The 26,080-nt window shown below is 73.3% G+C and carries 21 protein-coding genes and 1 tRNA gene; 10 read left to right on the top strand and 12 right to left on the bottom strand.

The annotated features are described in order from the left end of the window. The 4 genes from Csp2054_RS09430 to Csp2054_RS09445 form a co-directional block, all read right to left on the bottom strand. A partial coding sequence (locus Csp2054_RS09430; protein WP_176491641.1) for an ABC transporter permease occupies positions 1 to 878 on the bottom strand: 878 nt, incomplete at its 3' end. Then, complete coding sequence (locus Csp2054_RS09435) at positions 875 to 1,828, bottom strand: ABC transporter permease (protein ID WP_096899061.1); 954 nt, start codon at positions 1,826 to 1,828, stop codon at positions 875 to 877. The genes Csp2054_RS09435 and Csp2054_RS09430, both read right to left, overlap by 4 nt. A gap of 34 nt (positions 1,829 to 1,862) precedes the next feature. Beyond that, a complete protein-coding gene (locus Csp2054_RS09440; RefSeq protein ID WP_096899062.1) occupies positions 1,863 to 3,401 on the bottom strand; it encodes an ABC transporter substrate-binding protein in 1,539 nt (512 codons plus the stop codon). Positions 3,402 to 3,461: 60 nt separating this feature from the next. Next, on the bottom strand, positions 3,462 to 4,400 hold the full coding sequence (locus tag Csp2054_RS09445) for an alpha/beta fold hydrolase (RefSeq protein ID WP_096899063.1): 939 nt from the start codon (positions 4,398 to 4,400) through the stop codon (positions 3,462 to 3,464). A 63-nt stretch (positions 4,401 to 4,463) separates the two neighbouring features. Here Csp2054_RS09445 and Csp2054_RS09450 point away from each other — a divergent pair, with 63 nt between their 5' ends. Together Csp2054_RS09450 and Csp2054_RS09455 are read left to right on the top strand one after the other, a co-directional pair. Further along, entirely contained in the window at positions 4,464 to 5,369 is a 906-nt protein-coding gene (locus Csp2054_RS09450) for a siderophore-interacting protein (RefSeq protein WP_096899064.1), read from the top strand. 13 nt (positions 5,370 to 5,382) lie between these two features. Beyond that, positions 5,383 to 6,183 carry an ABC transporter ATP-binding protein gene (locus Csp2054_RS09455; RefSeq protein WP_096899065.1) on the top strand — a complete coding sequence of 267 codons (801 nt, stop codon included), beginning with the start codon at positions 5,383 to 5,385 and terminating at the stop codon, positions 6,181 to 6,183. 232 nt (positions 6,184 to 6,415) lie between these two features. Here Csp2054_RS09455 and Csp2054_RS09460 read toward each other — a convergent pair whose 3' ends face one another. From Csp2054_RS09460 to Csp2054_RS09480, 5 genes are all read right to left on the bottom strand, one after another. Then, entirely contained in the window at positions 6,416 to 6,772 is a 357-nt protein-coding gene (locus tag Csp2054_RS09460; RefSeq protein WP_255252684.1) for a Fe-S oxidoreductase, read from the bottom strand. Further along, positions 6,769 to 8,172: a dihydrolipoyl dehydrogenase family protein gene (locus tag Csp2054_RS09465; protein ID WP_096899067.1), complete on the bottom strand. Its 1,404-nt coding sequence runs from the start codon at positions 8,170 to 8,172 to the stop codon at positions 6,769 to 6,771. The genes Csp2054_RS09460 and Csp2054_RS09465 overlap by 4 nt, the downstream gene beginning before the upstream one ends. Before the next feature lie 123 nt (positions 8,173 to 8,295). Continuing rightward, positions 8,296 to 9,117: an arginase family protein gene (locus Csp2054_RS09470; RefSeq protein ID WP_096899068.1), complete on the bottom strand. Its 822-nt coding sequence runs from the start codon at positions 9,115 to 9,117 to the stop codon at positions 8,296 to 8,298. A 98-nt stretch (positions 9,118 to 9,215) separates the two neighbouring features. After that, on the bottom strand, positions 9,216 to 9,941 hold the full coding sequence (locus Csp2054_RS09475) for a PspA/IM30 family protein (protein ID WP_096899069.1): 726 nt from the start codon (positions 9,939 to 9,941) through the stop codon (positions 9,216 to 9,218). Positions 9,942 to 10,072: 131 nt separating this feature from the next. Continuing rightward, on the bottom strand, positions 10,073 to 12,100 hold the full coding sequence (locus Csp2054_RS09480) for a TPM domain-containing protein (protein ID WP_096899070.1): 2,028 nt from the start codon (positions 12,098 to 12,100) through the stop codon (positions 10,073 to 10,075). A 215-nt stretch (positions 12,101 to 12,315) separates the two neighbouring features. On the opposite strand from Csp2054_RS09480, the gene Csp2054_RS09485 reads away from it, so the two are divergent. Further along, positions 12,316 to 12,519 (top strand): hypothetical protein, encoded by a 204-nt coding sequence (locus Csp2054_RS09485; RefSeq protein WP_141399211.1) that lies wholly within the window; start codon positions 12,316 to 12,318, stop codon positions 12,517 to 12,519. 41 nt (positions 12,520 to 12,560) lie between these two features. Then, complete coding sequence (locus Csp2054_RS09490; protein ID WP_096899072.1) at positions 12,561 to 13,127, top strand: 4'-phosphopantetheinyl transferase family protein; 567 nt, start codon at positions 12,561 to 12,563, stop codon at positions 13,125 to 13,127. Positions 13,128 to 13,160: 33 nt separating this feature from the next. Here Csp2054_RS09490 and Csp2054_RS09495 read toward each other — a convergent pair whose 3' ends face one another. Together Csp2054_RS09495 and Csp2054_RS09500 are read right to left on the bottom strand one after the other, a co-directional pair. After that, the gene (locus Csp2054_RS09495; RefSeq protein WP_255252685.1) at positions 13,161 to 14,480 is read right to left on the bottom strand and encodes a M1 family metallopeptidase; all 1,320 of its coding nucleotides are present in this window, start codon (positions 14,478 to 14,480) and stop codon (positions 13,161 to 13,163) included. An 8-nt stretch (positions 14,481 to 14,488) separates the two neighbouring features. After that, positions 14,489 to 18,433 carry a Pls/PosA family non-ribosomal peptide synthetase gene (locus Csp2054_RS09500; RefSeq protein WP_096899073.1) on the bottom strand — a complete coding sequence of 1,315 codons (3,945 nt, stop codon included), beginning with the start codon at positions 18,431 to 18,433 and terminating at the stop codon, positions 14,489 to 14,491. A 153-nt stretch (positions 18,434 to 18,586) separates the two neighbouring features. Here Csp2054_RS09500 and Csp2054_RS09505 point away from each other — a divergent pair. Next, positions 18,587 to 18,658, top strand: a tRNA-Arg gene (locus Csp2054_RS09505). A gap of 203 nt (positions 18,659 to 18,861) precedes the next feature. On the opposite strand, the gene Csp2054_RS09510 is transcribed toward Csp2054_RS09505, so the two are convergent. Next, on the bottom strand, positions 18,862 to 19,437 hold the full coding sequence (locus tag Csp2054_RS09510) for a hypothetical protein (protein WP_096899074.1): 576 nt from the start codon (positions 19,435 to 19,437) through the stop codon (positions 18,862 to 18,864). Between the two features lie 58 nt (positions 19,438 to 19,495). Here Csp2054_RS09510 and argS point away from each other — a divergent pair, with 58 nt between their 5' ends. The 5 genes from argS to thrC all read left to right on the top strand — a co-directional run bounded on the left by argS (position 19,496) and on the right by thrC (position 26,079). Further along, a complete protein-coding gene (gene argS / locus Csp2054_RS09515) occupies positions 19,496 to 21,166 on the top strand; it encodes an arginine--tRNA ligase (protein ID WP_096899075.1) in 1,671 nt (556 codons plus the stop codon). Between the two features lie 186 nt (positions 21,167 to 21,352). Continuing rightward, positions 21,353 to 22,108, top strand: coding sequence for an LmeA family phospholipid-binding protein (locus tag Csp2054_RS09520; RefSeq protein WP_176491642.1), 756 nt, complete (start codon positions 21,353 to 21,355; stop codon positions 22,106 to 22,108). 43 nt (positions 22,109 to 22,151) lie between these two features. Beyond that, positions 22,152 to 23,570, top strand: a complete 1,419-nt coding sequence (gene lysA / locus Csp2054_RS09525) for a diaminopimelate decarboxylase (protein ID WP_096899077.1) — start codon at positions 22,152 to 22,154, stop codon at positions 23,568 to 23,570. Positions 23,571 to 23,609: 39 nt separating this feature from the next. Next, positions 23,610 to 24,941 (top strand): homoserine dehydrogenase, encoded by a 1,332-nt coding sequence (locus Csp2054_RS09530; RefSeq protein WP_096899078.1) that lies wholly within the window; start codon positions 23,610 to 23,612, stop codon positions 24,939 to 24,941. Between the two features lie 58 nt (positions 24,942 to 24,999). Beyond that, complete coding sequence (gene thrC / locus Csp2054_RS09535) at positions 25,000 to 26,079, top strand: threonine synthase (protein WP_096899079.1); 1,080 nt, start codon at positions 25,000 to 25,002, stop codon at positions 26,077 to 26,079. Position 26,080: the final 1 nt, after the last annotated feature.

Below are 26,080 nucleotides of genomic sequence, written 5' to 3' on the forward strand. Positions count from 1 at the left end.
GATGCACCGTCGGCCGCGCCGGCAGGGGCGCGGCGGTCGGCGTCGGCGGCGCGGTCGTTCGTGGTGAGCCGCGGGTCGGTCGCGTCGCGGACGGCGTCGCCGAGCAGCGACAGCGCGGCGACGACGAGCGCGATGGACGCACCCGGCCAGGTCGCACTCCACGGGTGCACGCCGATGTACTGCTGCAGGTCGGACAGCAGCGACCCCCACGACGCCGTGTTCGACCCAGCGCCGTAGCCGAGGTACGACAGCCCGGCCTCGGCGAGTACCGCGGTCGCCATCGCGAGCGAGAGCTGCACCGTGAAGAGCGGCGCCGCGTTCGGGACGAGGTGCCGGAACAGCACGCCGGAGCCGCCGACGCCGGACGCCCGGGCCGCGGTGACGTAGTCGCTCCGGGCGATGCGGCGGATCTCACCGCGGGCGACGCGGGCGATGGTCACGCCGAAGGACAGGCCGACCGAGACGATCACCACCCCGAGCGATCCGCCGTACACCGCGGTGAGGAGCATGGCCGTGAGGAGCGTCGGGAACGCCACCAGGATGTCGAGCAGCACCGCGGTCCCCTCGCGCACCCAGCGTGCGGTGAGTGAGCCGATCGCCGTGAGGACGATCCCGACGACGCTCGCGATCACCCCGGCGCCGACCGCGACGACGACGGTGGTCCGCGTGCCGGCGAGCAGGTAGCTGGCGATGTCCCGCCCCGCCGCGTCCGTGCCGAACCAGTGTGCCGCGCTCGGCGGCTCCCACTGGTGGAACGGGTCGGTCCGGAACGGGTCCTGTGGCACCCAGACGAGCGACACGGCGGCGAGTACGACGAGCAGGCCGAGGACGACCACGGCGAAGACCCCCGTCGGCCTCGCGACCAGGCGGCGGATCACGAGCCCACCTCGCGCTGCCTCGGGTCGAGCGCGCGGTGGACGACGTCCACGGCGAAGCCGACGAGCAGCACGAGCCCGGTGAGCACGAGCAGCTCCGACTGCACCTTCGTGACGTCACGCCGTCCGACGTCCGTGACGAGCATCCGGCCGACCCCGGGCAGCGCGAACAGCTGCTCGACCACGACCGCGCCCACGAGCAGTCCGGCGATCTGCACGCCGAGGACCGCCAGCACCGTCAGCGCGACGGACGGCAGCCCGTGCCGCAGGAGGGCCTGCGTCCGGGTGAGTCCGATCGCGGCGGCGGTGCGGACGTGGTCGGCGTCGAGCACACCGAGCGTCGCGGACCGGGTGAAGCGGAGGATGACCGCGCCCTCGACGGCGCCGATCGTCAGCGCGGGCAGCAGGAGCGACGCGAACGCCCGGCCCGGTTCGGACCAGCCGTCGAGCGGGAAGCCCTGCGTCGGGAGCCAGTGCAGCGTCACGGCGAAGAGCGCGACGAGCAGCATGCCCGCCCACACGATCGGCACCGCCGCGACCGCCTGCGCGACGAACCCGATCACGGCGCCGCCGGGCCGTCGGCGGAGCACCGCGGCGACGACGCCGAGCGGGACCCCGAGGAGCAGTGCCGCGGCGAGCGACATGCCGGCGAGGGGCAGCGTGACCGCGAGCTTCTGGACGAGCTCCGGTGCGACCGGTCCGTCGGTGACGAGCGAGCGGCCGAGGTCACCGCGGAACAGGCCGCCGATCCAGTCGAGGTACTGCACCACGACGGGGCGGTCGAGGCCGAGCTCCTGCCGCAGCTGCGCCACCTGTGCCGGGGTCGCCTGGGTCCCGGCGACGATCTGTGCGACGTCGCCGGGGAGCACCCGCAGCGTGGCGAACACGATGACGCTCGCCACGAGCAGGCCGACGACGAGCAGCACGAGCCGCCCGAGCAGGAACCGGGTCACGGCTCGATGCTACGGGGCGGCATCACCGCCACGGTCACCCGACGGCGAGCTTCGTCAGGTCGAGGCGGGAGTTGGTGCCGTCGAAGGGCACGCCCGTCACGCCCTTCCGGACAGCCGTGATCGAGGTCGCCGTGTAGAGCCACTCGCCGGCCGCGTCCTCGGAGACGATCCGTGCCGCCTTCTGGAGCGCCGCGACCTTGGCGGACTCGGTCGTCGCCGCCAGCGATTGCGCGTAGAGGTCCTGGACCTGCGCGTTGTCGTACCCGAAGTAGTAGTCCGGGTTCGCCCAGTTGCCGAAGTCCCGCGCCTCGACGTGGTCGACGAGGCTCATGTCGAACGTGCGCTTCCCCGACTTCGGTGCCTCGAACACGGTCGACAGCCAGGTGGCGAAGTCGACGCGCTGCACGGTGAGCGTGATGCCGACGTCGGCGAGCTGCGACTTGAGCACGTCGCCGATCGTGGACGGGTAGATGTTCGCGTACGTCAGGGTCAGGTCGAGCTTCGGCTTCCCCGCCTCCGCGAGCAGCTTCTTCGCGTTCGACGGGTCGTAGGCGTCGATCGAGGTGAGGTCCTGGTAGCCGGGGTCGAGCGCCGGGATGGGGCCGCCCTGCTCGACGCCGGTGCCGCCAACGGCCTTGATGACCGCCTTCGGGTCGATGGCCTGCCGGATCGCCTTCCGCACCCGGACGTCGGTGAACGGCGCCTTCTGGTCGTTGAACGCGAGCGTGTACTTGTCGGTGGTCTTGCCCGTGTGGAGCGTGATGTCCGGGTTGCCCTCGAGCTGGCTCTTCAGGGTGCCGTCGACCGCCGTCTCCACGTCGAGGTCGCCGTTCGCCATCGCGTTCACGGCCGTCGACGGCTGCGTGATGTAGCGGAAGACGATCTTCGCGACCTTCGCCTTCGTGCCCCAGTAGTCGGGGTTGCGCGTGAAGGTGAGCGAGTCGCCCTGCTTCCACGAGGCCACCTCGTAGGGGCCGGTGCCGTTCGCGGTCGTCGCGAGGTCGTTCTTCGCCGCCTTCTCGAGCACCAGGCCGGCGCGTCCGGTCAGGTTCCAGAGCAGGTCGGAGTCCGGCTTCGCGAGCTGCAGCACGACGGAGTCGGAGGAGGGCGACGTGATCGACGTCACGTTCGCGAGCTGGGCGGAGTCGACGTAGGTGTCGTCGGCCTTGACCTGCTCGAGGGACCACACGACGTCGGCGGCCGTGACCGGCTTGCCGTCCTGGAACGTCGTGCCCTTCCGGAGCGTGAAGGTGTAGGTCAGACCGTCCGCCGAGACCTCGTGCGAGGACGCCAGGACGTCACGGACGTCCCCGCCCGTCGTCCGTCCGACGAGGCCCTGGTAGACGTTGTCGATGAGCACCTGGTCGAGCGCGGCTCCGGACTGCGTGCGGATGTCCAGGCTGGTCGGCTCGAGCACGAGGCCGACGCGCACGGTGGCGTCCTCGCCGCCCTTCGGCGCGGAGGAGCCGGAGCAGCCCGCGAGCGTGATCGCGGAGACGACCGCCATCGCGGCGGCTGCCAGGGCGACGCGGGCACGCCTCGATGCACGGCCGTGGGACAGGGGCGGAATCATGGGTCGTGGGTTCCTTCCGGGCGCTCGTGGCGACGGTCGTCGCGCGGCGCTCGCACGAGACTAGCGGCGTGCGGAGCCGTCCTGCGACGGTTTCTCGTCGGGGTGTAACAATCCGTGGTCGTCCGCCCATGCCCGGATCGCGCCGGCGAGTTCCCGGGGTGCCTGGTTCTGCACCGCGTGCCGTGCCTCGACGGTGACGACCCGCGCGTGGGGGAGCCGCTCGACGAACGCGGCGTGCAGCTTCGGGGAGACGTACCCGCGGTCGCCACGGACCAGCAGGATCGGCACGTCGAGCGCCTCGAGGTCCGGCCAGGCGTCCGCGAACCGCCCCACGGACGATGTCCGGCCCGCCGGCAGGTGCGGGAAGTGGTGGCGCCGGACGAGTCGGCCGTCGGCGCCGAGGCGGGTCGTGTGCCGCGCTTCGCGGCGGAGGACGGCGCGGTCGTCGCCGACTCGTGCCTCGACCGCCCGGTCGACCACCTCGTCGAGCGAGGCGAAGGGCTCCTCGTCCTCGAGTGCCCGGGCGATCCGGTCGACCGCCCGCTGCGCGAAGTCGGGCGACATGTCGACGAGCACCAGCCCGGTCACGCGCTCCGGCGAACGGGCCGCGACCCGGGCTCCCGCGATCGCGCCGAGGGAGTGCCCCACCAGGACCCCCGGCGGCACGGCCAGCGCGTCGAGCGCGGCTGCGATCGTCGGCGCGGTCGCGTCCGCGCCGTAGTCGGCGTCGTCCCGCCACGAGGACCGTCCGTGGCCCGGCAGGTCGAGTGCGACCGCCGGCTCGCCCAGGGCGAGCGCGGTCGCGTCGAAGCTGTGCGCGTCGATGCCGAGCCCGTGCAGGAAGGTGATCCGTGCCTCCCGGTCGCCCCAGCGGATCGCGGACACGTCGTGCCCGTCCGCGGTGCGGACGACCTGCCTGGAGGCGCGGAGCGGCTCCGTCACGCCGCCCGCGGCGGCGAGCGCGGCCAGGTCGGCGAATTCGTCGTCGGGTTCGGACACCCGACGATCCTGCCACCGCCGCGCTCCCTGGTCGTCTTAGGTAAGGCATGCCATACTCGGGTCGTGGCAACCCGGTACCGCGTCTTCCCCGTCCGCGTCGCGGCGGTGACCGCGCTCACGCCGCACTTCGTCCGGGTGACGCTGACCGGGGACGCCCTCGCCGAGTTCGCCGCGGTCGGGCTCGACCAGCGCATCAAGGTCATGCTCCCCATCGACGGACTTGGGTTCACCGACCTGCCCGTCGACGGTCCCGACGCCGACTGGTACGCGGCGTGGCGCAGTCTGCCCGACGACCGCCGGAACCCGCTGCGCACCTACACGGTCCGCTCGTTCCGGCCGGACGCGCAGGAGCTCGACATCGACTTCGTCGCGCACGGCGACGCCGGGCCGGCCTCGCGGTGGGTGTCGTCCTGCCGGGTCGGGGACGAACTCCGGATCGTCGGCCCCCGCGTGCCGGAGTCGCCCGACGACCTGCCGAGCGGCGCTGCCGAGTTCGCCCCCGGTGCGGCGAACCGGATCCTCCTCGCCGGCGACGAGACCGCGGCACCGGCCATCTGCGCGATCCTCGAGGCGCTCGACGTCACCACCGTCGGACACGTCTTCATCGAGGTCCCGACGGACGCCGACCGCCTGCCCGTGACGGCGCCGGCCGGGGTCGAGGTCCGCTGGATCGCCCGCAACGGCGCGACCCACGGTGTCCGGATGACCGACCAGGTGCACGCGTGGGCGTCCTCGGTCGTCACCACGGGCCCGTGCGATGGCGCCGTCGAGCTCGCGGACGTCGACGTCGACGAACACGTCCTCTGGGACGTCCCGGCCTCGGCGGACGAGCGACCCGTGTACGCCTGGATCGCCGGTGAGGCCGGGTGCGTGAAGGCGCTCCGCCGCCACCTCGTGCGCGGCGTCGGACTCGACCGCGAGCAGGTCGCGTTCATGGGGTACTGGCGGAACGGCAAGCCCGAGCAGTGAGGGTGGTAGCGCAGTGAGCGTTGCGGCGCCCGCGACCGCCCTCGCCGCGCGGGGGCTGACGCTCGCGTACGACGACCGGGTCGTGGTGTCCTCACTCGACGTCGACGTCCCCGACGGCGAGCTGACCGTCGTGATCGGGCCGAACGCGTGCGGCAAGTCCACGCTGCTGAAGTCCTTCGCGCGGACGTTGACGCCGAGCGCGGGCACGGTGTTCCTCGACGGCGCGCCGATCCGCTCCTACCGTCCGAAGGCGGTCGCACGGCGGGTGGCGATGCTGCCCCAGACGCCGATCGCGCCGGACGGCATCACGGTCCGCGACCTCGTGTCCCGCGGCCGGTTCCCGCACCAGGACCTCTTCCACCCGTCGTCCGGCTCCGACCGTGCGGCCGTGCAGGCGGCGCTCGAGCAGACCGACACGGTGGGGCTCGCTGACCGCAGCGTGGACGAGCTGTCCGGTGGGCAGCGGCAGCGGGTGTGGATCGCGATGGTGCTCGCGCAGGAGACCGACATCGTCCTGCTCGACGAGCCGACGACGTTCCTCGACATCGCGCACCAGTACGACGTGCTCGAGCTGGCAGCTTCCCTTCATGCCGCGGGCCGGACGGTGGTGGCCGTGCTGCACGACCTGAACCAGGCCGCCCGCTACGCCACGCACCTCATCGCGATGCGGGGCGGGGCGATCGTGGCGTCGGGCACCCCGGCCGAGGTGCTCACGGCCGAGCTCGTCGAGGACGTGTTCGGTCTGCCGTGCGTGGTCGTCCCGGACCCGGAGACGGGCACACCGCTCGTGGTCCCGCGCCGCCCCGCCGCCTGACGCGGGTCCGGGTGCCGTCGCCCGCCGCCCGCCGCCCGGCGCTTGGTCGCACGCGGGTCGGTCGGTTGGTCGCACTGGGGTCGGTTGGTCGCACGACGTGCCGCTCATCTTCGTGCCGGGCGACACGATGCGCGACCGCGGCGACACGCTCGCGGCGTGTTCCGCGACCAGCGGACGGACGGGAGGCCCGTGGCGGCGCCGCCACGGGCCTCCCGTCGGTCTCGTGGTCGCGTCAGCGGACGTAGCCGCCGTCCTCCAGTCCCGCCTCGACCTCGAACCGGTTCCGCAGCGGATCCCGACCCGCGATCGCGTAGAGGAGGGGCATCGCCATGCCGTAGCGCTTCCACTGGTCGACGTGGACGCGCTCGTGACGGAGCACCCGCTCGTCGTCGTTGTCACGGGTGAGGTACACCGAGCCCACACACGTGCCACCTCGTCGGAACGCCCAGCGGGGCAGACCCGAGCAGACGACGAGTCCGTCGACGACGCGGACCGGCCCGGTGGAGAGCGGGAGGCCGACCGCCAGACCCACCGCCGTCGCGAACGCCCACCCGGCACGCGACAGCGGCGAGTCGACGAACGGGTTCACTCCGGTCGGCCGTAGGTCTCGAGCAGCCGGAGCCAGACCTCGTTCATGGTCGGGTAGGCAGGGACGGCATGCCAGAGCCGGTCGATCGGGACCTCGCCGACGACGGCGACGGTCGCGGCGTGGAGCATCTCCGCGACGTCCTGCCCGACGAAGGTGGCGCCGACGACGACACCCCGCGACTCGTCGACGACGAGGTTCGCGCGGCCGGTGTAGCCGTCCGCCTGCAGTGCGGCGCCGGCGACGTTGCCGAGCTCGTACTCGACGACCCGCACGTCGATGCCCTGCTGCCGTGCCGCGGCCTCCGTGAGCCCGACGCTCGCGACCTCGGGGTCGGTGAAGGTCACCTGCGGCACCGCGGCGTGGTCCGCCGTGGCGACGTGGGCACCCCAGGGCTCGGTGTGCAGCGGGGTCCCCTGGTGGCGGGCCGCGATCGCCTCGCCGGCGGCACGTGCCTGGTACTTGCCCTGGTGGGTGAGGAGCGCGCGGTGGTTGACGTCACCGACGGCGTAGAGCCAGTCGGTGCCGGTGACGAGCAAGGTGTCGTCCACGTCGAGCCAGGCGCCCGGCTCGAGGCCGACCGTCTCGAGCCCCAGGTCGGCGGTGTGCGGGCGACGACCGGTGGCGGCGAGGACCTCGCTCGTCACGACGGTGCTGCCGTCGTCGAGGGTCGTGGTGACCAGCCCGTGCTCGTCGCGGTCGACCCGGACCGGGCTGACGCCCGTGCGGACGTCGACACCCCGGGAGCGGAGTCCCTCGGCGACCAGCTCGCCCGCGAACGGCTCCATCCCGCCGAGCAGGCCGCCGCGGGCGACGAGGGTGACGGTGGCGCCCAGGGAGGCCCAAGCCGTGGCCAGTTCGGTACCCGCCACGCCGCCGCCGATGACGAGGAGGCTCTCCGGCACCTGCTGGGCGCTGGTCGCCTCCCGCGTGCCCCACGGCTTCGCCTCGGCGAGCCCGGGGACGTCCGGCAGGGCGTGCAGTGAGCCGGTGACGACCGCGACGGCCGCGCGGGCGGTGTGGGTCTCGCCGTCGACCTCGATGGTCTTCTCGCCGGTGAGGCGCGCGTGCCCACGGATCAGGGCGATGCCGGCGGACTCGAGCCACGAGACCTGCCCGTCGTCCTTCCAGTCCGAGGTGAAGGAGGTGCGTCGGGCGAGGACGTGCGCGGCGTCGAGGTCACCCGTGACCGCCTGTGCGGCGCCGTCGAGTCGCCGGGCCGCCTCGAGCGCGTGGCCGCTGCGGAGGAGCGCCTTGGACGGCATGCACGCCCAGTAGGAGCACTCGCCGCCGACGAGTTCCGCCTCCACGACCGCGACCGAGAGTCCGCGCTTGTGGGCGTAGTCCGCCACGTTCTCGCCGACTGCGCCGGCGCCGATCACGATGAGGTCGTAGTCCGTCATGCTGCCAACGTACGCGGCCAGGCCTCGGGGAAGCCGTCTGCCGTGCGTACGGAGCGGCGCGTGCGGTCGGGCGTCGGGCGTCGGGCGTCAGTCGGGTCGTCGGGTGTCGGGCCTGGGCGTCGGTCAGACGGTCCTGGCGGCGCTCGTGAGGGCGCCGACCGCGCGGAGGATCACGCCGAGGTCGTCGACGGCGCGGTCGGGGTCCACCGGTGCGAAGCCGGTGAGCGCCGCGCCGACGAGCTGTCGACCGCGGGTCGCCGCCTGGATCCGTTCGACGAGCCCGGCGCCGTCGAGGCCGAACGGCACCGGCTCGAGCAGCCCGTCGACCTCGGACGGGTCGAGGACGTCGAGGTCGACGTGGACGAACACCGAGGCGGCTCCGGTCGCTGCGACGGCGGCGTCGAGGGCGTCGGGCGTGGCCTCGTCGACGTCGAGGTGCCGGACGCCGGCGCGGTCGAGGGCGCGGAGCTCGGAGTCCTCGACACCACGGATGCCCCCCACGACGACGCGATCGCCCGGCACCACGGGGAGGTCGGGGAACAGGTCGTCCGGTCGGTCGACGAGGAGCCGGAGTGCCGCCGCCTCGGCCGCGACCGGTTGGGCGCGGTTCAGCGGACGGTACCCGCTCGACCCGGCGAGCCGGACGAACGCGGTGTCGGGTCCGAGGCCCACCGTGGCACCGAGGAACGCAGCGCCGTCACCGCCGACGACGAACGGCGGCTCGGTCGCGACGCTCGACTCCTCGGCGACGCGCTCGGCGATCGACCGGACCGAGGTGTAGCGGGCGACGGCGGTCTCGAGCCGGTCACCGGCTCCGGGCGGCACGTCGACGACGGTGGTCGACGCCCGGGGCAGGTCGGCCGCGATCGCCGCCGCGCCGTCCCCGAGCCGCATCGCCCGGGACGACGCCGAACCCTGCCACTGACCGACCACGATGAAGCGCATCGTGCCAGTCTGGCAGCCGGGTCCGACGTCGTCCGGAGTCCGCGCTGAGCGGGTCCTGTGCCGGAGCCCGTCGAGCGGGTCCCCGCCGCGGGATCGGCTCAGATCGACGACGAGCCGCCGGACTTGAGGGCCGCGAGCCGGGCCTCGACCTCGGCGTCCTTGCCGACGTCCTCGAGGCTCTCGAACTGCGCGTCGAGGCTCGACGCCTGCAGCTCCTGCTGGCCGAGCACCTTCGCCTCCTCGCGACGCACCTTCTCCTCGAAGCGGTTGAGGTCGCTCGTCGGGTCGGTCACGTCGATGTTGCCGATGGCGTCGTTGACCTTCGACTGCGCCTCGGCGGTCTTCTGCCGGGCCACGAGAGAGTCGCGCTTCGCCTTGAGTTCCTCGAGCTTCTGCTCCATCCCGGCGAGGCCGGCCTTGAGCTTCTCGACCTGCTCGTTCTGGGTGGCGAGCGGGCCCTCGTTGTCCTTGACCTCCTGCTCCGCGGCGATCTGCTTGCCGATGGCGATCTTGGCGAGGTTGTCGAACTTGTCGGCCTCGGCGGTCTTGCCCTCGGCGCGGTACTTGTCGGCGGCGGTGGAGGCGTTGGCGGCCTTCTGCCCCCACTCGACCGCGGCCCGCTTGTCCTCCTCGTGGTCCTGCTCGAGCAGTCGGAGGTTGCCGATCGTCTGGGCGATCGCGGTCTTGGCGTCCGCGATGTTGTTCGAGTAGTCGCGCACGAGCTGGTCCAGCATCTTCTGCGGGTCCTCGGCGTTGTCGATGAGCTGGTTGACGTTCGCCCGGATGAGCGAGGAGATGCGACCGAAGATCGTCTGCTTGGCCATTGCGGTTCCCTTCCTGGAGGACTGTGGATCGGTGCTGTTCGTCGGTGCTGTGGTGGTCGGTGCTGTGTTGGTCGGTGTCGGGTTGCCGGTTCGTGGACCGGGGTGTGTGCTCGAGCGGTACGGGATCGCGGTCAGAAGCGGCCGCCGCCGGAGAAGCCCCCGCCGCCGCCACCCCCGCCGCCGCCCCCGAAGCCGCCGCCGCCTCCGAAGCCGCCGCCCCCGAAGCCGCCCCCGCCGAACGAACCGCCCCCGTAGGAGCCGCCGCGACCGCCGAGCAGCCCGCCGAGCACGAGGCCCGTGACGAGGCCGCCGAGCTGCGCGCCGCCACCGCCGCCACCGGCTCCCGGCCACCCGCCCATGTCGTTGCCCGCGGCGTCCATCGCCGCGGCGGCGTACTGCTCGGCGGCACGGGCTGCCTGCAGCGCCTGACCGGGGTTCGTCGTGGCGAGGTGCACGGCGTCGTCGAGGGCCCGCTCGGCTTCGGAGAGCCGGGTCCGGGCGGTCGGGCCGACGGCACCGCGGCGCAGGGAGATGTAGTCGCGGGCCTGGCTGATGCGCGACCGTGCGTCACGGAGCGCGTCGTCGAGGGCTCGGGCGGCGCGCTGGTTCTGCTCCTCGACACCGCGGGCGGTGGCGAGCGCGGCGTCGATCCTGCTGTTCGCGGCGGTCAGGGCGTCGACCGCCGAGATCGGGTCCGCCGGGTCGAGCCCCTGCCGCAGCACGGTCTCGGCCTGCGTCACGGCGGCGGCGAGGTCCGGACCGCCGCTCGTGAGCGAACGAGCCGCGGCGACGTCGCCCTCGATGTCGGCGCGCATCGCCTGCGCTCGCGCTCGGGCCTCCGCGAACGTGGACCCGGCGCTCGTCACGGCCGCCGTGAGCTGCTGCACCTGTGCCAGTGCGTGCTGGGCGTCGCGGACGGCGACCACCGCCTCGCCACGGTCGCCCGAAGCGATCGCGGCGTTCGCAGCGGTCGACCGCTCCTGCGCGAACGCCAGGACCTGCTGCGCCTGGGCGACGTTGTCCGCGACGGAGGCCAGGGTCCGGCCCGAGTACGACGACCGCAGCTGTCCGAGCGCGGTGTCCGCTGCCCGCACGGACGCGGGTGCGTCGGCGACGGCGGTGCTGAGCGCGGTGGCGGCGTCCTCGACCCCGTCCTCGAGCGCGCGGAGCTCGTCGAACGCCTCGGTCTGCTCCTCGATCGACGCGTGTGCCTGCTCGCAGATGGCGATGATCTGGTTGGCCCACTCGGCACGCTGCTGCGGGGTGTCCGGGATCTCGTCGTCGAGCTGCTGCTGGTAGGTGAAGGCCTGGCGCACGTTGCGCTCCGCCGTGGCGACCGCGTCCGCGAACGGCTTCGCCGCGTCGGCACCGAACTGCGCGGTGGCGAACCCGACTTCCTGCCCTGCGGTCTTCAGTTCGTCGTCGATGGTGACGAGCGCGGCGCCGGCGGTGCGTTCGAGCCCGGCCAGCGACTCCCGCTGTGCCCGCTCGGCCTCGGCGCTCCGGCGCTTGTTGCGGGCACGGACGACGAGGACCACGACCACCAGACCGACCACGACGACGACCAGCGCGACCCACAGCCACGTGAGGTCCGGCGGGGCCTGCGTCGCGACGAGGCCGTCGGCGAACGCGGTGGCCGCAGCCGCCCAGTCGCCGTTCCGGAGCTCGGGCACCGCGTCGTCCTGGTACGCGCGCTCGACGTCGGCAGCGGACAGCGCCGTCTCGTTCGTCTGCTGGATGTCGGCGATGCGGTCGTCGACGGCGACCGCGAGGACGATGCTGTCGCTGTCGATCTGGTTCTGCTGGCGGAAGGCGTCACCCCACGCGGCGTGCTCGGACGGGTCCGTGAACGACGGCACGTAGACGACGTAGAGCTGTGTCTTCGTCTGGTCGTAGAGGTCCTGCACGGCGGCTTCGACCCGGGACCGTTCGGCCGACCTCAGGGCTCCGGCCTTGTCGACCACGTAGGCGCCCTGGAGGTCGAAGGGGGCCGTGGCCCGTGCGGCGGTGGCCGGGGCGAGGACGAACAGCACGGCGAGCAGCACCGCGAGGACCCGCGCGGCGACGGCGCGGGCGTCCGGTCGCGACCGTGCCCCGGCCGACCGGGTCACCGGTGGCACCGTCGCCGTCGAGACCGATCCGTCGTGGACCGTGCGCATCCGTCCTCCATCCGTCGCCGGGTCCACGGGGGCGACGGTTCCGTCGGCGGCGCCGTGGGCGGGTTGTCCGGAGTCTATCCAGGGTGCGCACGCGGGTGGCCAGGGATCGGCTGACTGTGGGTGAACGTCCGTCGTCCCCACGAACGGTCAGGGTTTGTCCCCCGGACCGGGGTATGCTCGACCCACTGTTCGACGACGAGCGGAAGGGGACAGCAATGGAGCGAACACTGAACACCGAGGTCGTCCCGCTCGAGGACGGCTACCACCGGGTGTCGACGCCGGCCAGCGGCGTGATCGGCTTCGTGCGGGAGCACGACGGCCGCTACGAGGTCCTGCGCGGCCGCGTCCGGCAGGCCACGCGCTCCGAGGGGCTCTACAGCACGATGAACGTCGCGCTCATCGCGCTCACGCACGCCTGAACCGACGGCGGCCGCACCTCTCACACACGTAGGCTTCCTGCGTGGGTGAGTCGTGCCTCCAGTCCGTCGTCATCACGCTCCGCGCGTCGGGTCCGGACCGCGCCGCCGACCGGGAGGCACTGGTCGCCGCCGTCGCGTCGGCGGCGGCCGTCGGGACGGTCAGCGTGCGCGCGGGGCGCGTCTGCGGGCACTGCGGCAGCGTCGACCACGGGCGCCCCTGGGCGACCGCCGACGGTCGCCCGGTCGGTGTCAGCCTGGCGCGGACACCGGGCGTGACCGCCCTCGCGGTGGGACCGGGCCCGGTCGGCGTCGACGTCGAACGGGCGTCCCGGGTCGCAGCGGCTCCGCTCGACGCGTTCACGGCGGGGGAGCGGTCGCGTGCGGCCGGTGACGTGCGCCTGCTCGCGGCGTGCTGGGCGGCGAAGGAGGCCGTCCTCAAGCGGGACGGCCGCGGCCTCCGGGTCGACCCGACCGCGGTCGACGTCGACGTCGAGCGCGGGGTCGCCGTCCTCGACGGCGTCGAGCAGCCCGTGGTGGTCGCGTGGCCGGAGCCGGACGTCGTGGTCGCCGTGGCGGCGGGCGGCGTCTCGGTCACCTGGGGAGCGTGAACCCCGCTGGATCATGCCCGCAGGACCCCGGGGTCAGCGCGACGGCAGGGACGGGACGCCGGGCTCCTCGATCCACGGCGCCGTGACGGCCCGGACGGCCTCGACCGTCGACCCCGCGGCCCCGGCGAACGCGTCGAGGACGTCCTCCGGCGTGACCGACCCGTGCCGGTGCCGGTCGGTGATCGTCCGGAGGCCCGCGAAGAACGCGTCGTCGCCGAACGTGCGGCGGACCGCGTGCAGCGCGAGGGCACCCCGCTTGTAGACCCGGTCGTCGAACATGTCCGCCGCACCGGGGTCGGCCACCACCAGGTCCTGAGCCTGCCCGAGCAGGCCGTCGCGGTGTCGCTCGGCGAGGACGTCCGCCGTGTCGCCGCCGCGGTGCTCCGACCACAGCCACTCCGCGTAGCAGGCGAACCCCTCGTGCAGCCAGATGTCACGCCACCGCTCGACCGTCACCGAGTTGCCGAACCACTGGTGGGCGAGCTCGTGCGCGATCAGCCGGTCGCTGCCGTGCTCGCCGTCGACGTGGTTGCGGCCGAACACCGCGAGCCCGTGCGCCTCGAGCGGGATCTCGAGCTCGTCGTCCGTCACGACGACCCCGTACGACCCGAACGGGTACGGGCCGAACCGGTCCGTGTACAGCGCGAGCATGTCGGGGACCCGTCCGAGGTCGGTCTTCACCGCGCCCTGCAGGTCGGCCGGATGGTGCAGCGTCACCGGCACGAGGGCGCTCCGGAGCTTCGTCGTGCGGTAGCGGCCGATCTGCACGGTCGCGAGGTACGTCGCCATCGGCTCCGTCGTCGCGTACGTCCACGTGGTGCCGGCCCGGGCGCGGTCGGTGCCGAGCAGGTCACCGTTCGCGACCACGTCGTACCCGGCCTCCGCGGTGATCTCGAACCGGTAGGTGGCCTTGTCGTCCGGACGGTCGTTGCACGGGAACCAGGACGGCGCCCCGGTCGGCTGGGCGGCGACGATGACGCCGTCGGTCAGTTCCTCCCACCCGACCTGGCCCCAGGGGCTCCGGATCGGTCGGGGCGTCCCGCGGTACTTGACGTGCACGGTGAACTCGGCGCCGGCCGGGATCGGCTCCGCCGGGGTGACGGTGGTCTTGTGGGTGGCCGTGGCGACCTTCCTCGCCCGCTTCCCGTCGACGTCCACGCGGTCGACGCTCAGCCCGTGCAGGTCGATCACGACCCGGTCGAGCGGCTCGAGCGCGCGTGCGCTGATGGTCGCGGTGCCGTCGAGGCGGTTCGTCGCGACGCGGTAGCCGAGCCGGAGCTCGTAGTGCACGGCGCTCCACCGGCGGTCGCCGCTGTGCGGGGTGTACGGGTCGGCGTCGGTGTTCGGCTTCACGGTGCCGCTCAGTCTGGCACGACGGCACCGTCGAGGGTCCGCGCGGTGCGTTCGGCGGCCGCGCTGCCGGACCCGGATCCCGTCCACGGCGGGGCGACCCAGGGGGCGATCGGGTTGCCCGACCACAGCGACCCGGCCGGCACCTGTTCGCCGCGCATCACGAGCGACGCCGGTCCGACGGTCGCGCCGGCCCCGATCCCCGCGGCCGGCAGCACCACGCTGTGCGGCCCGAGCGTCGCACCGGCGTCGAGCCGGACCGCGTCGAGCTGCATCACCCGGTCGTGGAACAGGTGCGTCTGCACCACCGTCCCCCGTGCCACCGACGCGCCCGCACCGATCGTCACCAGGTCTGCCTCCGGCAGCCAGTACGTCTCGATCCACGCGCCCCGACCGATCGACGCGCCAAGGCTGCGCAGCCACACGGCGAGCGCCGGCGTCCCCGTCGCCTGCTCGGCGAACCACGGCCGTGCGACCGTCTCGACGAACGTGTCCTGCACCTCGTTCCGCCACACGAACGACGACCACAGCGGGTGCTCGCCCGTGAGGATTCGACCGACGAAGCCCCACTTCGCCGCGGTCGACACCACGGCGGCGACCGCGCCGGCCGCGATGAGCACCGGTCCGGCGAGCACGACGGTCCAGCCGAACCCGACGGCCGACCACAGCGCGAGCAGCGTCCCCACCACGCCGAGCGCGATCGCGGCGGACACCATCGGCGCGACGAGCCGGAGCAGCTCCCAGGCGCCCCGGGCGACCTTCAGCCGTCGCGGCGGCCGGAACGTGCGCTCCTCGTCGAACTGCGTCGCCGCCCGGCGCAGCCGGACCGGGGGCGAGCCGAGCCACGACGACCCGCGCTTGGCCTTCTTCGGCACGGCGGACAGCACGGCGACCAGGGCCTCCCGCGGCACGGAGCGTCCCGCGCCCGTCATGCCCGAGTTGCCGAGGAACGCCCGGCGCCCCACCTTCGACCGACCGATCGTCACCCGCCCGCCGCCGAGCTCGTACGTCGCGACCATGGTGTCGTCCGCGAGGAACGCCCCCGACGCGATCTGCGTGAGCGCCGGCACGAGCAGCACCGTCGAGATCTCCGTGTCGCGCCCCACGCGCGCGCCGAGCAGCCGGAGCCACAGCGGTGTGACGAGCGATGCGTACAGCGGGAACAGCAGCGTCCGCGCGGCGTCGAGCACCCGCTCCGTCGACCACACCTGCCAGCCTGTCCGGCCGCGCACCGGGTGACTGCCCTCGCGCAGCCCCAGGCCGAGCAGCCGCACCGCGACGACCACGAGCAGCGCGTACGTCGCTCCCGCCACGATCGTCGCGAGCGGGACCGCGGCGAGGCCACGGAGCACCGCGGTACCGAGGGTCGGCGCACGCCCCACGACCGCCGCGGCGACCAGCAGCCCGACCGCGACGCCGACGACCGGCAGCCCCGCGACCGTGACCGACCCGGCCCCGTACGCCAGCAGCCAGCGACGCGGGGAGGCGGGGCGTGCCTCCCGGCCGTGCCGTGCCGAGCCGACGCGCTCGGCGGGCGAGCCCGCCCACCGCTCCCCGTCCGGCACCCGGCCCGCCACCGACGACCCCGCCTCGACCTCCGCCCCGGCGCCGACGTGCGCGCCCGGCAGGAGCGTCGACCGGCTGTGCACCACCGCGTCCGCGCCCACCCGCACCGGACCGAGCCGGAACACGTCACCGTCCACCCAGTGCCCGGCGAGGTCCACCTCCGGCTCGATCGACGCCCGTGCACCCACCCGGAGCATCCCCGTCACGGGCGGCAGCGTGTGCAGGTCCACGTCCCGTCCGATCTGCGCCCCGAGCGCCCGCGCGTAGTAGCTGATCCACGGCGCACCCGCCGTCGACGGTCCGTCCACCGCCTCCGCGATGCGCTCCGCGAGCCACACCCGCACGTGCACCTGGCCGCCGCGGGGATGGTCGCCCGGGCGCACCCCGACGAGCAGGAGCCGGGCGAGCACCACCGTCAGTGCCATCTTCCCGACCGGCGTCACGAACACCAGCAGCGCCACCACGAGCCACGGCCACGGCAGGGTCGGCAGGAACGGCAGCGTCGTCGCGTGCAGCACCGCCGCCACGAGCGCCGTCCACGTCAGCACCCGCAGACCGCGCAGGATCTGGACCGGCAGCCCCAACAGGGTCATCACGAACCCGGTCACCGGCGGCACCGGCCTGACGTCCCGCTCCGACACCTCCACCGCGCCCGACGCCTCCAGCGCCTCCGCCAACGCCCCGATGCGCGGGTGGTCGTACACGTCGGCCACCGTCGTCGTCGGGAACCGCTCGCGGATCGCCGACACCAGCTGCGCGGCCGTCAACGACCCGCCCCCGTGCGCGAAGAAGTCGTCGTCGACGCTCGACACCGGCACGCCGAGGATCGCCGACCACCGCTCCGCGATCCACGCGACCGTGTCCGGCAGCACCGCCGCCCCGTCCGTGCCGGGCAGCGGCCAGGGGAGCGCAGCCCGGTCCACCTTGCCCGACGTCCGCGTCGGCATCGCGTCCACCACGGCCACCAACGGCACCAGCGCCGCCGGCAGCTCCTGGCGCAACCGTGCGTTCGCCGCAGCGACGTCCACCGTCCGCCCCGCCACCGGCGCCACGTAGCCCACGAGCACCTGGTTGCCCGCCGGGGTCCGCTGCACCACCGCGGCACCGCCCGCCACGTCGTCCAACGCCTGCAGCGCCGCGTCCACCTCGCCCAGCTCGATCCGACGACCCCCGAGCTTCACCTGGTCGTCCGCCCGACCCTGGAACACGAGCCCCTCCGGTTCGTACCGGACCAGGTCGCCACTCCGGTACGCCCGGGCCCAGCCGAGCTCCGGGAACGCCGCGTACTTCTCCGCGTCCTTCGCCGGGTCGAGGTACCGGCCGAGGCCGACGCCGCCGATCACCAGCTCACCGACACCTCCCGGCCCGACCCGCTGCCCTGTCTCGTCGACGACCGCCAGGTCCCACCCGTCGAGCGGGAGCCCGATCCGCACCGGGCCGCTGCCGTCCATGAGCGCCCCGCACGCCACCACGGTCGCCTCCGTCGGACCGTACGTGTTCCACAGCTCACGGTCCCGGCTCGCGATGCGCGCCGCCAGCTCCGGCGGGCACGCCTCACCGCCGAAGATCACCAGCCGCACCTGCTCGAGCGCGTCGTCGGGCCACAGCGCCGCGAGGGTCGGCACCGTCGACACGACCGTGATCGTGTGCGCGATGAGCCACGGACCGAGGTCGACCCCGGTCCGCACCAGCGACCGCGGCGCCGGCACCAGGCACGCACCGTGCCCCCACGCCAGCCACATCTCCTCGCACGACGCGTCGAACGCCACGCTCAACCCCGCGAGCACCCGGTCCCCGGGGCCGATCGGGGCGGCCTGCAGGAACATCCGCGCTTCGGCGTCGACGAACGCGGCGGCGGAGCGGTGCGTCACGGCCACCCCCTTCGGGACGCCGGTCGACCCCGACGTGAAGATGACCCACGCGTCGTCCTCCAGCCGCGGAGGCTCGGCGCTCGCCGCCGGGTCGACGACGGACAGCGGAGTGCCCTCCCGGTCGGCCAGCACCCCGCCCGCACCGATCACGCCTGTGACGTCGGCCTCGCCGAAGACGAGGGCGGCACGCTCCTCCGGGTCGTCCGCGTCGACCGGCACGTACGCTGCCCCCGCGGCCAGCACCGCCAGGATCGACACGTACAGGTCTCGGCCGCCGGAGGGGATCCGGACGCCCACCCGGTCGCCGCGGCGCACGCCACGCCGGGCGAGGTCGTCCGCCCGCTGCCGCACGGTGTCGAGGAGGGTCGCGTAGTCGACGGTGCCCGCCGGGTCCTCGAGAGCGAGCGCCTCCGGGTGCTGCTGGGCCGTCGCGGCGAGGACGTCGAGGAGGGTCCGAGGCGCCGGGGCGTGCGCGCCCCGGGCGAGTTCCTGCTGGGCGTTCCCGGTGCCGGTGGTCATCGAGTCCCTCTCGTCGTGCGCTGGACGGCCGGATCATAGGGGGTCGAGGTGACGCGCCTGCGAACCGTGACGTCCGGCTCCCACCCGCTCCCGTCGTGACACGCCCTGGTCATGAGGTGGGGCGGAGACCTGCTACGGTTGGAGACACCCCGGGCCCCCATAGCTCAGGGGATAGAGCACTGCCCTCCGGAGGCAGGGGCGGAGGTTCGAATCCTCCTGGGGGCACAGTCACATTCCCGCGCAAGCTGACGTCCTCGCTGCGCTCGGTCGGCAGCGCGCGATGTCGCGTTCCGCGACCGTCCCCCGTGGTCGGGTCCGTCAGGCGCGTCACCGTCATCTCGACGCGAGCAGACGCCGGACGCGAGCAGACGCCGGACGGGAGGCGCGGGGCGGCGCCGCCCCACGCCTCCCGTCCGGCGCGGCGCGGCTCAGGACCCGGGGGTCGCCGACGGCGACGCGCCCGGCGCGACCACGCTGCGGACGGCGTCGATCACCGGCTGCGCTCCGCCCGGCTCGGTGAACAGCGTCGACGAGGCCGTGATCCAGTACGGGTCGGCGAACGCGTCGGCGCGACCCACACCGTCGTCCGCGAGCGCGAAGTACCCCTCGACGCGGTAGGTCGGCACCGAACCGCCCCGCTCGTAGAGCGCGTCCTTCAGGTTCGTGAGCGACTTCTCAGGCAGGTCGGCCACGGCGAGCGTGATGGTGACGGCGTGGTCGTCGACCTCGCGGAACCGGCACACACGGCCCTGCTGTTGGGCGATCGTCGCGGCCGGCGTGCCCTTCGCCGGGGTGAACGACGACACCTGCTCGAACGCCTTCCCGTAGACGGCCAGCGACTCGAGGGGCAGCAGCTCGGCACAGGTCTGCGACACCGGCTTGCCGATCGGCGTGGCCGTCGCCGTCGGCGCGGGGGACCCGCCCGAGCACGCTGCGAGGACGATCGTGACGGAGGCGCTGAGGGCGGCGGCGGTGATCGCCCGGACGCGGCTGCGGGAGGTCATCCGCACATGATGGCGCATCGTCCGGGACGGCCGGTGGACGCCGGTAGGATCGATCGCTATGACCCCAGCCGAACTCTCCGCCGCGTACCTGTCGATCCTGACGGGGATCGTGGAGCGACGAGGCGCGTCGGACACCGTCGAGGTGCAGGAGCAGCACGCCGCCCTCGAACGGCCGAAGAACCGCGCGCACGGCGACTGGGCGTCGAACGCCGCGATGCAGCTCGCGAAGCGCCTCGGCACGAACCCGCGCGAGCTCGCGACGGAGATCGCCGGCGAGCTCACCGAGCTCGACGGCGTGGCCTCGGTGGACGTCGCCGGCCCCGGCTTCATCAACATCACGCTCGACGCCGCAGCTGCCGGCGCGATCGCCCGCACCATCGTCGAGGAAGGCGCTTCCTTCGGGCACGGCGACCTCTACGACGGGGTGAAGATCGACCTCGAGTTCGTGTCCGCGAACCCGACCGGGCCGATCCACATGGGCGGCGTCCGCTGGGCCGCGGTCGGCGACAGCCTCGCCCGCGTGTTCGAGGCGCAGGGCGGGCTCGTCACCCGCGAGTACTACTTCAACGACCACGGCGCGCAGATCGACCGGTTCGCCCGGTCCCTCGTCGCGTCGGCGCTCGGCGAGCCCACGCCGGAGGACGGCTACGGCGGTGCGTACATCGGCGAGATCGCGGCGCGCGTGATCGCGACGCTGCCCGCCGGCACCGACGTGCGGGACCTGCCGCGGGACGAGGCGCAGGAGCTGTTCCGGCGCGAGGGCGTCGAGTTCATGTTCGCGGACATCAAGTCCTCGCTGCACGACTTCGGCGTCGACTTCGACGTGTACTTCCATGAGAACTCGCTGCACGAGTCGAAGGCCGTCGAGCGTGCCATCGAGCGGCTGCAGTCCCTCGGCAAGATGTACGAGGCCGAGGGTGCGCTGTGGCTCCGCACGACCGACTTCGGCGACGACCGCGACCGCGTGGTCATCAAGTCCGACGGTCAGCCGGCGTACATCGCGGGCGACCTGGCGTACTACCTCGACAAGCGCGAGCGCGGGTTCGAGCGGAACCTCATCATGCTCGGCGCCGACCACCACGGCTACGTCGGCCGGATGATGGCGATGTGCGCCGCGTTCGGCGACGAGCCGGGCAAGAACCTCGAGATCCTCATCGGGCAGATGGTGAACCTGCTCAAGGACGGCGAACCGATGCGCATGTCGAAGCGCGCGGGCACGATCGTCACGATGGAGGACCTCGTCGACGCCGTCGGTGTGGACGCCGGCCGGTACGCCCTCGTGCGGTTCGCCAGCGACACGTCGATCGACATCGACCTCGACCTGCTGACGAAGCGGACGAACGACAACCCGGTCTTCTACGTTCAGTACGCCCACGCCCGCACGCAGTCGGTCGCCCGCAACGCCGCTGCCGCCGGGGTCGACCGGTCCGCGTTCGACGCCTCGCTCCTGACGCACGAGTCCGAGAGCACCCTCGTCGGGGCCCTCGCCGAGTACCCACGGGTCGTCCGGCAGGCCGCGGAGCTCCGCGAGCCGCACCGCATCGCGCGCTACATCGAGCAGCTCGCCGGGCTCTACCACCGCTGGTACGACTCCTGCCGCGTGACGCCGCTCGGCGACGAGGCCGTGACGGACCTCCACCGCACCCGGCTCTGGCTGAACGACGCCACGGGCCAGGTCATCCGCAACGGCCTGGGCCTGCTCGGGGTGAGCGCACCCGAGCGCATGTAGCCGCTCCGCTGCCGAAACCAGGTTCTGGACACGGAACCGCGGTCTTCCGTGGTGCTGTGTCCGGAACCTGGTTCCGCAACGCGGGTCGCCGCTCGTCGCGCGCCCAGCGCACCCGCGGCGGACGCCCACCGGGCGCACGCCGCGCCTCCAGGCTGGTCGATGGTGGGTGCTGGCAGGGTGGGACGCATGACCGCCGCCCCCGCCGTCCGCCCGAAGCGCCGCCGCTGGCCGATCGTCCTGGTCGCGGTCGTCGTCGTGCTCGCCGCCCTCGTCGTCGTCGCGGAGTTCGTCCTCCGTGGCGTCGTCGACCGCATCATCGCCCAGCAGGTCGAGCAGGCGCTCCCGGAAGGTGCGACCGGTCAGGTCGAGGCGCACGCGGACGGCATCGTCATCCCGCAGCTGCTGTCCGGCACCCTCGACCAGGTCGAGATCTCCTCCCGGAAGATCACGATCGACGGCATCCCGCTCGCCGCCGACGTCACCGCGCACGACGTCCCGGTCGACGGCAAGGGCGACGTCCGCGACGTGGACGGCACCGTCACGCTGGCGTCCTCGAGCGTGAAGGACCTCGCGAAGTACAGTCCGCTGTTCGACCGGCTGAAGCTCGTCGACGGGGGAGTGGAGCTCTCCGGCACAACCGCCGTCCTCGGCTATGACATCTCGTACGCGGCCAAGGGTGACGTCACGGCGCAGTCCGACGGCAAGGGCATCACGATCACCCCGCAGAGCGTCCGCGTCACGAACTCCTCGCTCGGCCTGAAGATCGACTCGATCCCCGGCGTCACCGACGTGCCGGTCCAGGTGTGCACGGCGAAGTTCCTGCCACAGGCGCTGGCCGTCCGCGACCTGCGCATCACGGCCGAGCAGGCGACGGTCCGCGTGACCGCGGACTCGCTGCCGCTGAGCGAGGCCGGCCTGCAGACGCTCGGCACCTGCTCGTAACACCGGTCGGGAGGCTCGGCCCGGCTCGGTAGGATCGGGTCCCGTGAGCGAGAACCCCCTTGCCCCGCCGCGGCTGCGGTTCCCGACGGACGCGTCCGCGCTGACCGCGCGCATCTGGCCCGCGTCCGCGACGCGGACGGACGACGGCGAGCTGGCCGTCGGCGGCGTCACCGCCGCCGACCTCGTCGCGCAGTACGGCACCCCGCTGTACGTCGTCGACGAGCGCGACGTGCAGTCCCGCGCCGTCCGGGTGCGGAACGCGTTCGCCGACGCCTTCGGTCGCATCGGCACCCGTGCGCACGTCTACTACGCGGGCAAGGCGTTCCTGACGACGCAGGTGGCGGCGTGGATGGCCGAGGCGGACCTCCGCGTCGACGTCTGCACGGGCGGCGAGCTCGCCGTCGCACTGGCCGGCGGGGTCGACCCGGCGATGCTCGGCTTCCACGGCAACGACAAGTCCGACGCGGAGATCGCCCGCGCGGTCGAGGTCGGGGTCGGCACGATCGTCCTCGACAGCCACGAGGAGGTGCAGCGCGTCGCCCGGGCCTCCGCCGACGCCGGGGTCGTCCAGCGGGTGCGCATCCGGATCAACAGCGGCGTGCACGCCTCGACGCACGAGTACCTCGCGACCGCCCGTGAGGACCAGAAGTTCGGCATCCCGCTGAACGAGGCCGAGCAGGCCGCGGCCGCCGTCCGCGCCGAGCCGTCGCTCGCCTTCGTCGGACTGCACTCCCACATCGGCTCGCAGATCTTCGACGAGTCCGGCTTCCGCGAGGCAGCCCGGCGCCTGATGGACGTGCACGCCGCGCTCGTGGCGACCGGTCCGGTGCCGGAGCTCAACCTCGGCGGGGGATGGGGCATCGACTACACCGAGGCGGACTCCGCGTTCGAGCCGGAAGACGTCGCCGAGGCCCTCGCCACGATCGTCGCCGAGGCCTGTGCCGAGCGGGACATCCCCGTGCCGGAGATCGCGGTCGAGCCCGGCCGGTACATCGTCGGACCGGCCGGCATCACGCTCTACTCAGTCGGCACGATCAAGCCCGTGACCCTGGAGCTCGACGGCGCCGACAGCACCGCGACGCGTACCTACGTGTCCGTCGACGGCGGCATGAGCGACAACGCCCGCCCGGCCCTCTACGGTGCCGACTACACCGCCCGACTCGCCCGGACCTCCGACGCGCCGGCGGTCCTGTCGCGCGTCGTGGGGAAGCACTGCGAGAGCGGCGACGTCGTCGTGAACGACGAGTACCTGCCGGGCGACGTGCACCGGGGCGACCTGCTCGCCGTCGCCGCCACGGGTGCCTACTGCTGGAGCCTCGCGAGCAACTACAACCACGTCGGCCGTCCGCCCGTCGTCGCCGTCGCGGACGGCACAACCCGTATCCTCGTCCGGGGCGAGTCGATCGACGACCTGCTCGCCCGTGACACCGGGGTCGTCCCCGCAGCCGGCCCCGCCCGGTGACGCGCCGGTGACGACCCGAACGACAGGAACCACCTCCAGATGATCGAATACCGCAACGTCCGCGTCGCGCTGCTCGGAGCCGGCTCGGTCGGCTCGCAGGTGGCACGACTGCTGCTCGAACACGGCGACGAGCTCGCCTCCCGCGCCGGAGCCGGCCTCGAACTCGTCGGGATCGCGGTGCGCGACCTCGACGCACCGCGGGACGTCGACCTGCCGCGGGAGCTCTTCACGACGGACGCGGAGTCGCTCATCCTCGGTGCCGACATCGTCGTCGAGCTCATCGGCGGCATCGAGCCCGCGCGCACCCTCGTGCTGCAGGCGCTGCAGTCCGGCGCCGACGTCGTCACGGGCAACAAGGCGCTCCTCGCGACCCACGGACCGGAGCTGTTCGCCGCGGCCGAGCAGGTCGGCGCCCAGCTGTACTACGAGGCGGCCGTCGCCGGGGCGATCCCGATCATCCGACCGCTGCACGACTCGCTCGCCGGCGACCGCATCGAGCGGATCATGGGCATCGTCAACGGCACCACGAACTTCATCCTCGACCTGATGGACCGCAAGGGTGCCTCGTTCGAGGACGCGCTCGCGACGGCCACGGAGCTCGGCTACGCCGAGGCCGACCCGACCGCCGACGTCGAGGGCTACGACGCAGCACAGAAGGCCGCGATCCTCGCCTCGCTCGCGTTCCACACCTCGGTCCCGCTCGCCGCCGTGCACCGCGAGGGCATCACGGCGATCACGATCGACCAGGTCCGCGCGGCACGGAAGGCCGGCTACGTCGTGAAGATCCTCGCGACCGCCGAGCGCCTCACCGACGAGGACGGCCGTGAGGGCGTCTCCGCCCGCGTGTACCCGGCACTCGTGCCCGAGTCGCACCCGCTCGCGAGCGTGCACGGTGCGAAGAACGCCGTGTTCGTCGAGGCCGAGGCCGCCGGCGACCTCATGTTCTACGGCGCGGGCGCCGGCGGCGTCGAGACGGCGTCCGCCGTGCTCGGCGACCTCGTGTCCGCCGCGCGCCGACACGTCATCGGCGGCCCAGGCGTCGCCGAGTCGACCCAGGCGGACCTGCCCGTGTTCCCGATCGGGACCGTGCGCACCCGCTACCAGATCACGCTGCACGTCGCGGACGCCCCCGGTGTCCTGTCGACGGTCGCCGGCGTGCTCGCCAAGCACGGCGTCAGCGTGGAGACGGTCGAACAGACCAGTGCGCTGCAGACGGAGGAGCCCGGTGCCGACCGCACCGGCGGCACCGCCACGCTCGTCATCGGAACCCACCTGGCACGCGAGTCCGACCTCGCCGCCACCGTGGTGGCGCTCCGGAACGAGGACGTCGTCGCCGAGATCACCAGTGTCCTCCGGGTCGCGGGCGCCTGAGCCCCGACCCCGACGGACGCACACCGACCGAACACCCAAACGGAACAAGGGGAGCCTGATGGCCCACCAGTGGCAGGGAGTCCTGCGCGAGTACGCCGACCGCCTCGACGTCACCGAGGCGACGCCCGTCGTCACCCTCGGCGAGGGCGGGACCCCGCTCATCCCGGCACGACGGCTCTCCGAGCGCACCGGCGCCGACGTCTACGTCAAGTTCGAGGGCATGAACCCCACGGGCTCGTTCAAGGACCGCGGCATGACGATGGCGATCTCGAAGGCCGTCGAGCACGGCGCGAAGGCCGTCATCTGCGCCTCGACCGGCAACACGAGCGCGTCGGCCGCGGCCTACGCGACGCACGCGGGCATCACGGCCGCGGTGCTCGTGCCCGAGGGCAAGATCGCGATGGGCAAGCTCAGCCAGGCGATCGCCCACGACGGCCAGCTCCTGCAGGTGCAGGGCAACTTCGACGACTGCCTCGACATCGCCCGCGACCTCGCCGCGAACTACCCGGTGCACCTGGTCAACTCGGTGAACAACGACCGCATCGAGGGCCAGAAGACCGCCGCGTTCGAGGTCGTCGACGTCCTCGGCGACGCACCCGACTTCCACTTCCTGCCCGTCGGCAACGCGGGCAACTACACCGCGTACTCGCGTGGCTACCGCGAGGACGTCGCCGCCGGCCGCTCGACGAAGCTCCCGCGCATGTTCGGCTTCCAGGCCGCCGGCTCGGCACCGATCGTCCGTGGCGAGGTCGTGCCGAAGCCGGAGACGATCGCCTCGGCCATCCGCATCGGCAACCCCGCGTCGTGGCAGTACGCCCTCGAGGCCCGCGACGAGACCGACGGCTACTTCGGCGCGATCACCGACGAGGCCATCCTCGCCGCACACCACATCCTCTCCGCCGAGGTCGGCGTGTTCGTCGAGCCGGCCTCCGCGATCGGTGTCGCCGGGCTGCTCGAGCGCGCCGACGCCGGCGTGGTCGGCAAGGGCGCGAAGGTCGTCATCACGGTCACCGGCCACGGCCTGAAGGACCCGCAGTGGGCCCTCCGCACCGAGGACGGCGGCCAGGTCGAGCCGACCGTCGTGCCCGTCGACACCCGTTCCGTCGCGGACGTGCTCGGACTGGTCGGCGCCGAGTGAA

The sequence above is a fragment of the Curtobacterium sp. 'Ferrero' genome (genome assembly GCF_002412165.1).
Taxonomy (GTDB): Bacteria; Actinomycetota; Actinomycetes; order Actinomycetales; family Microbacteriaceae; genus Curtobacterium.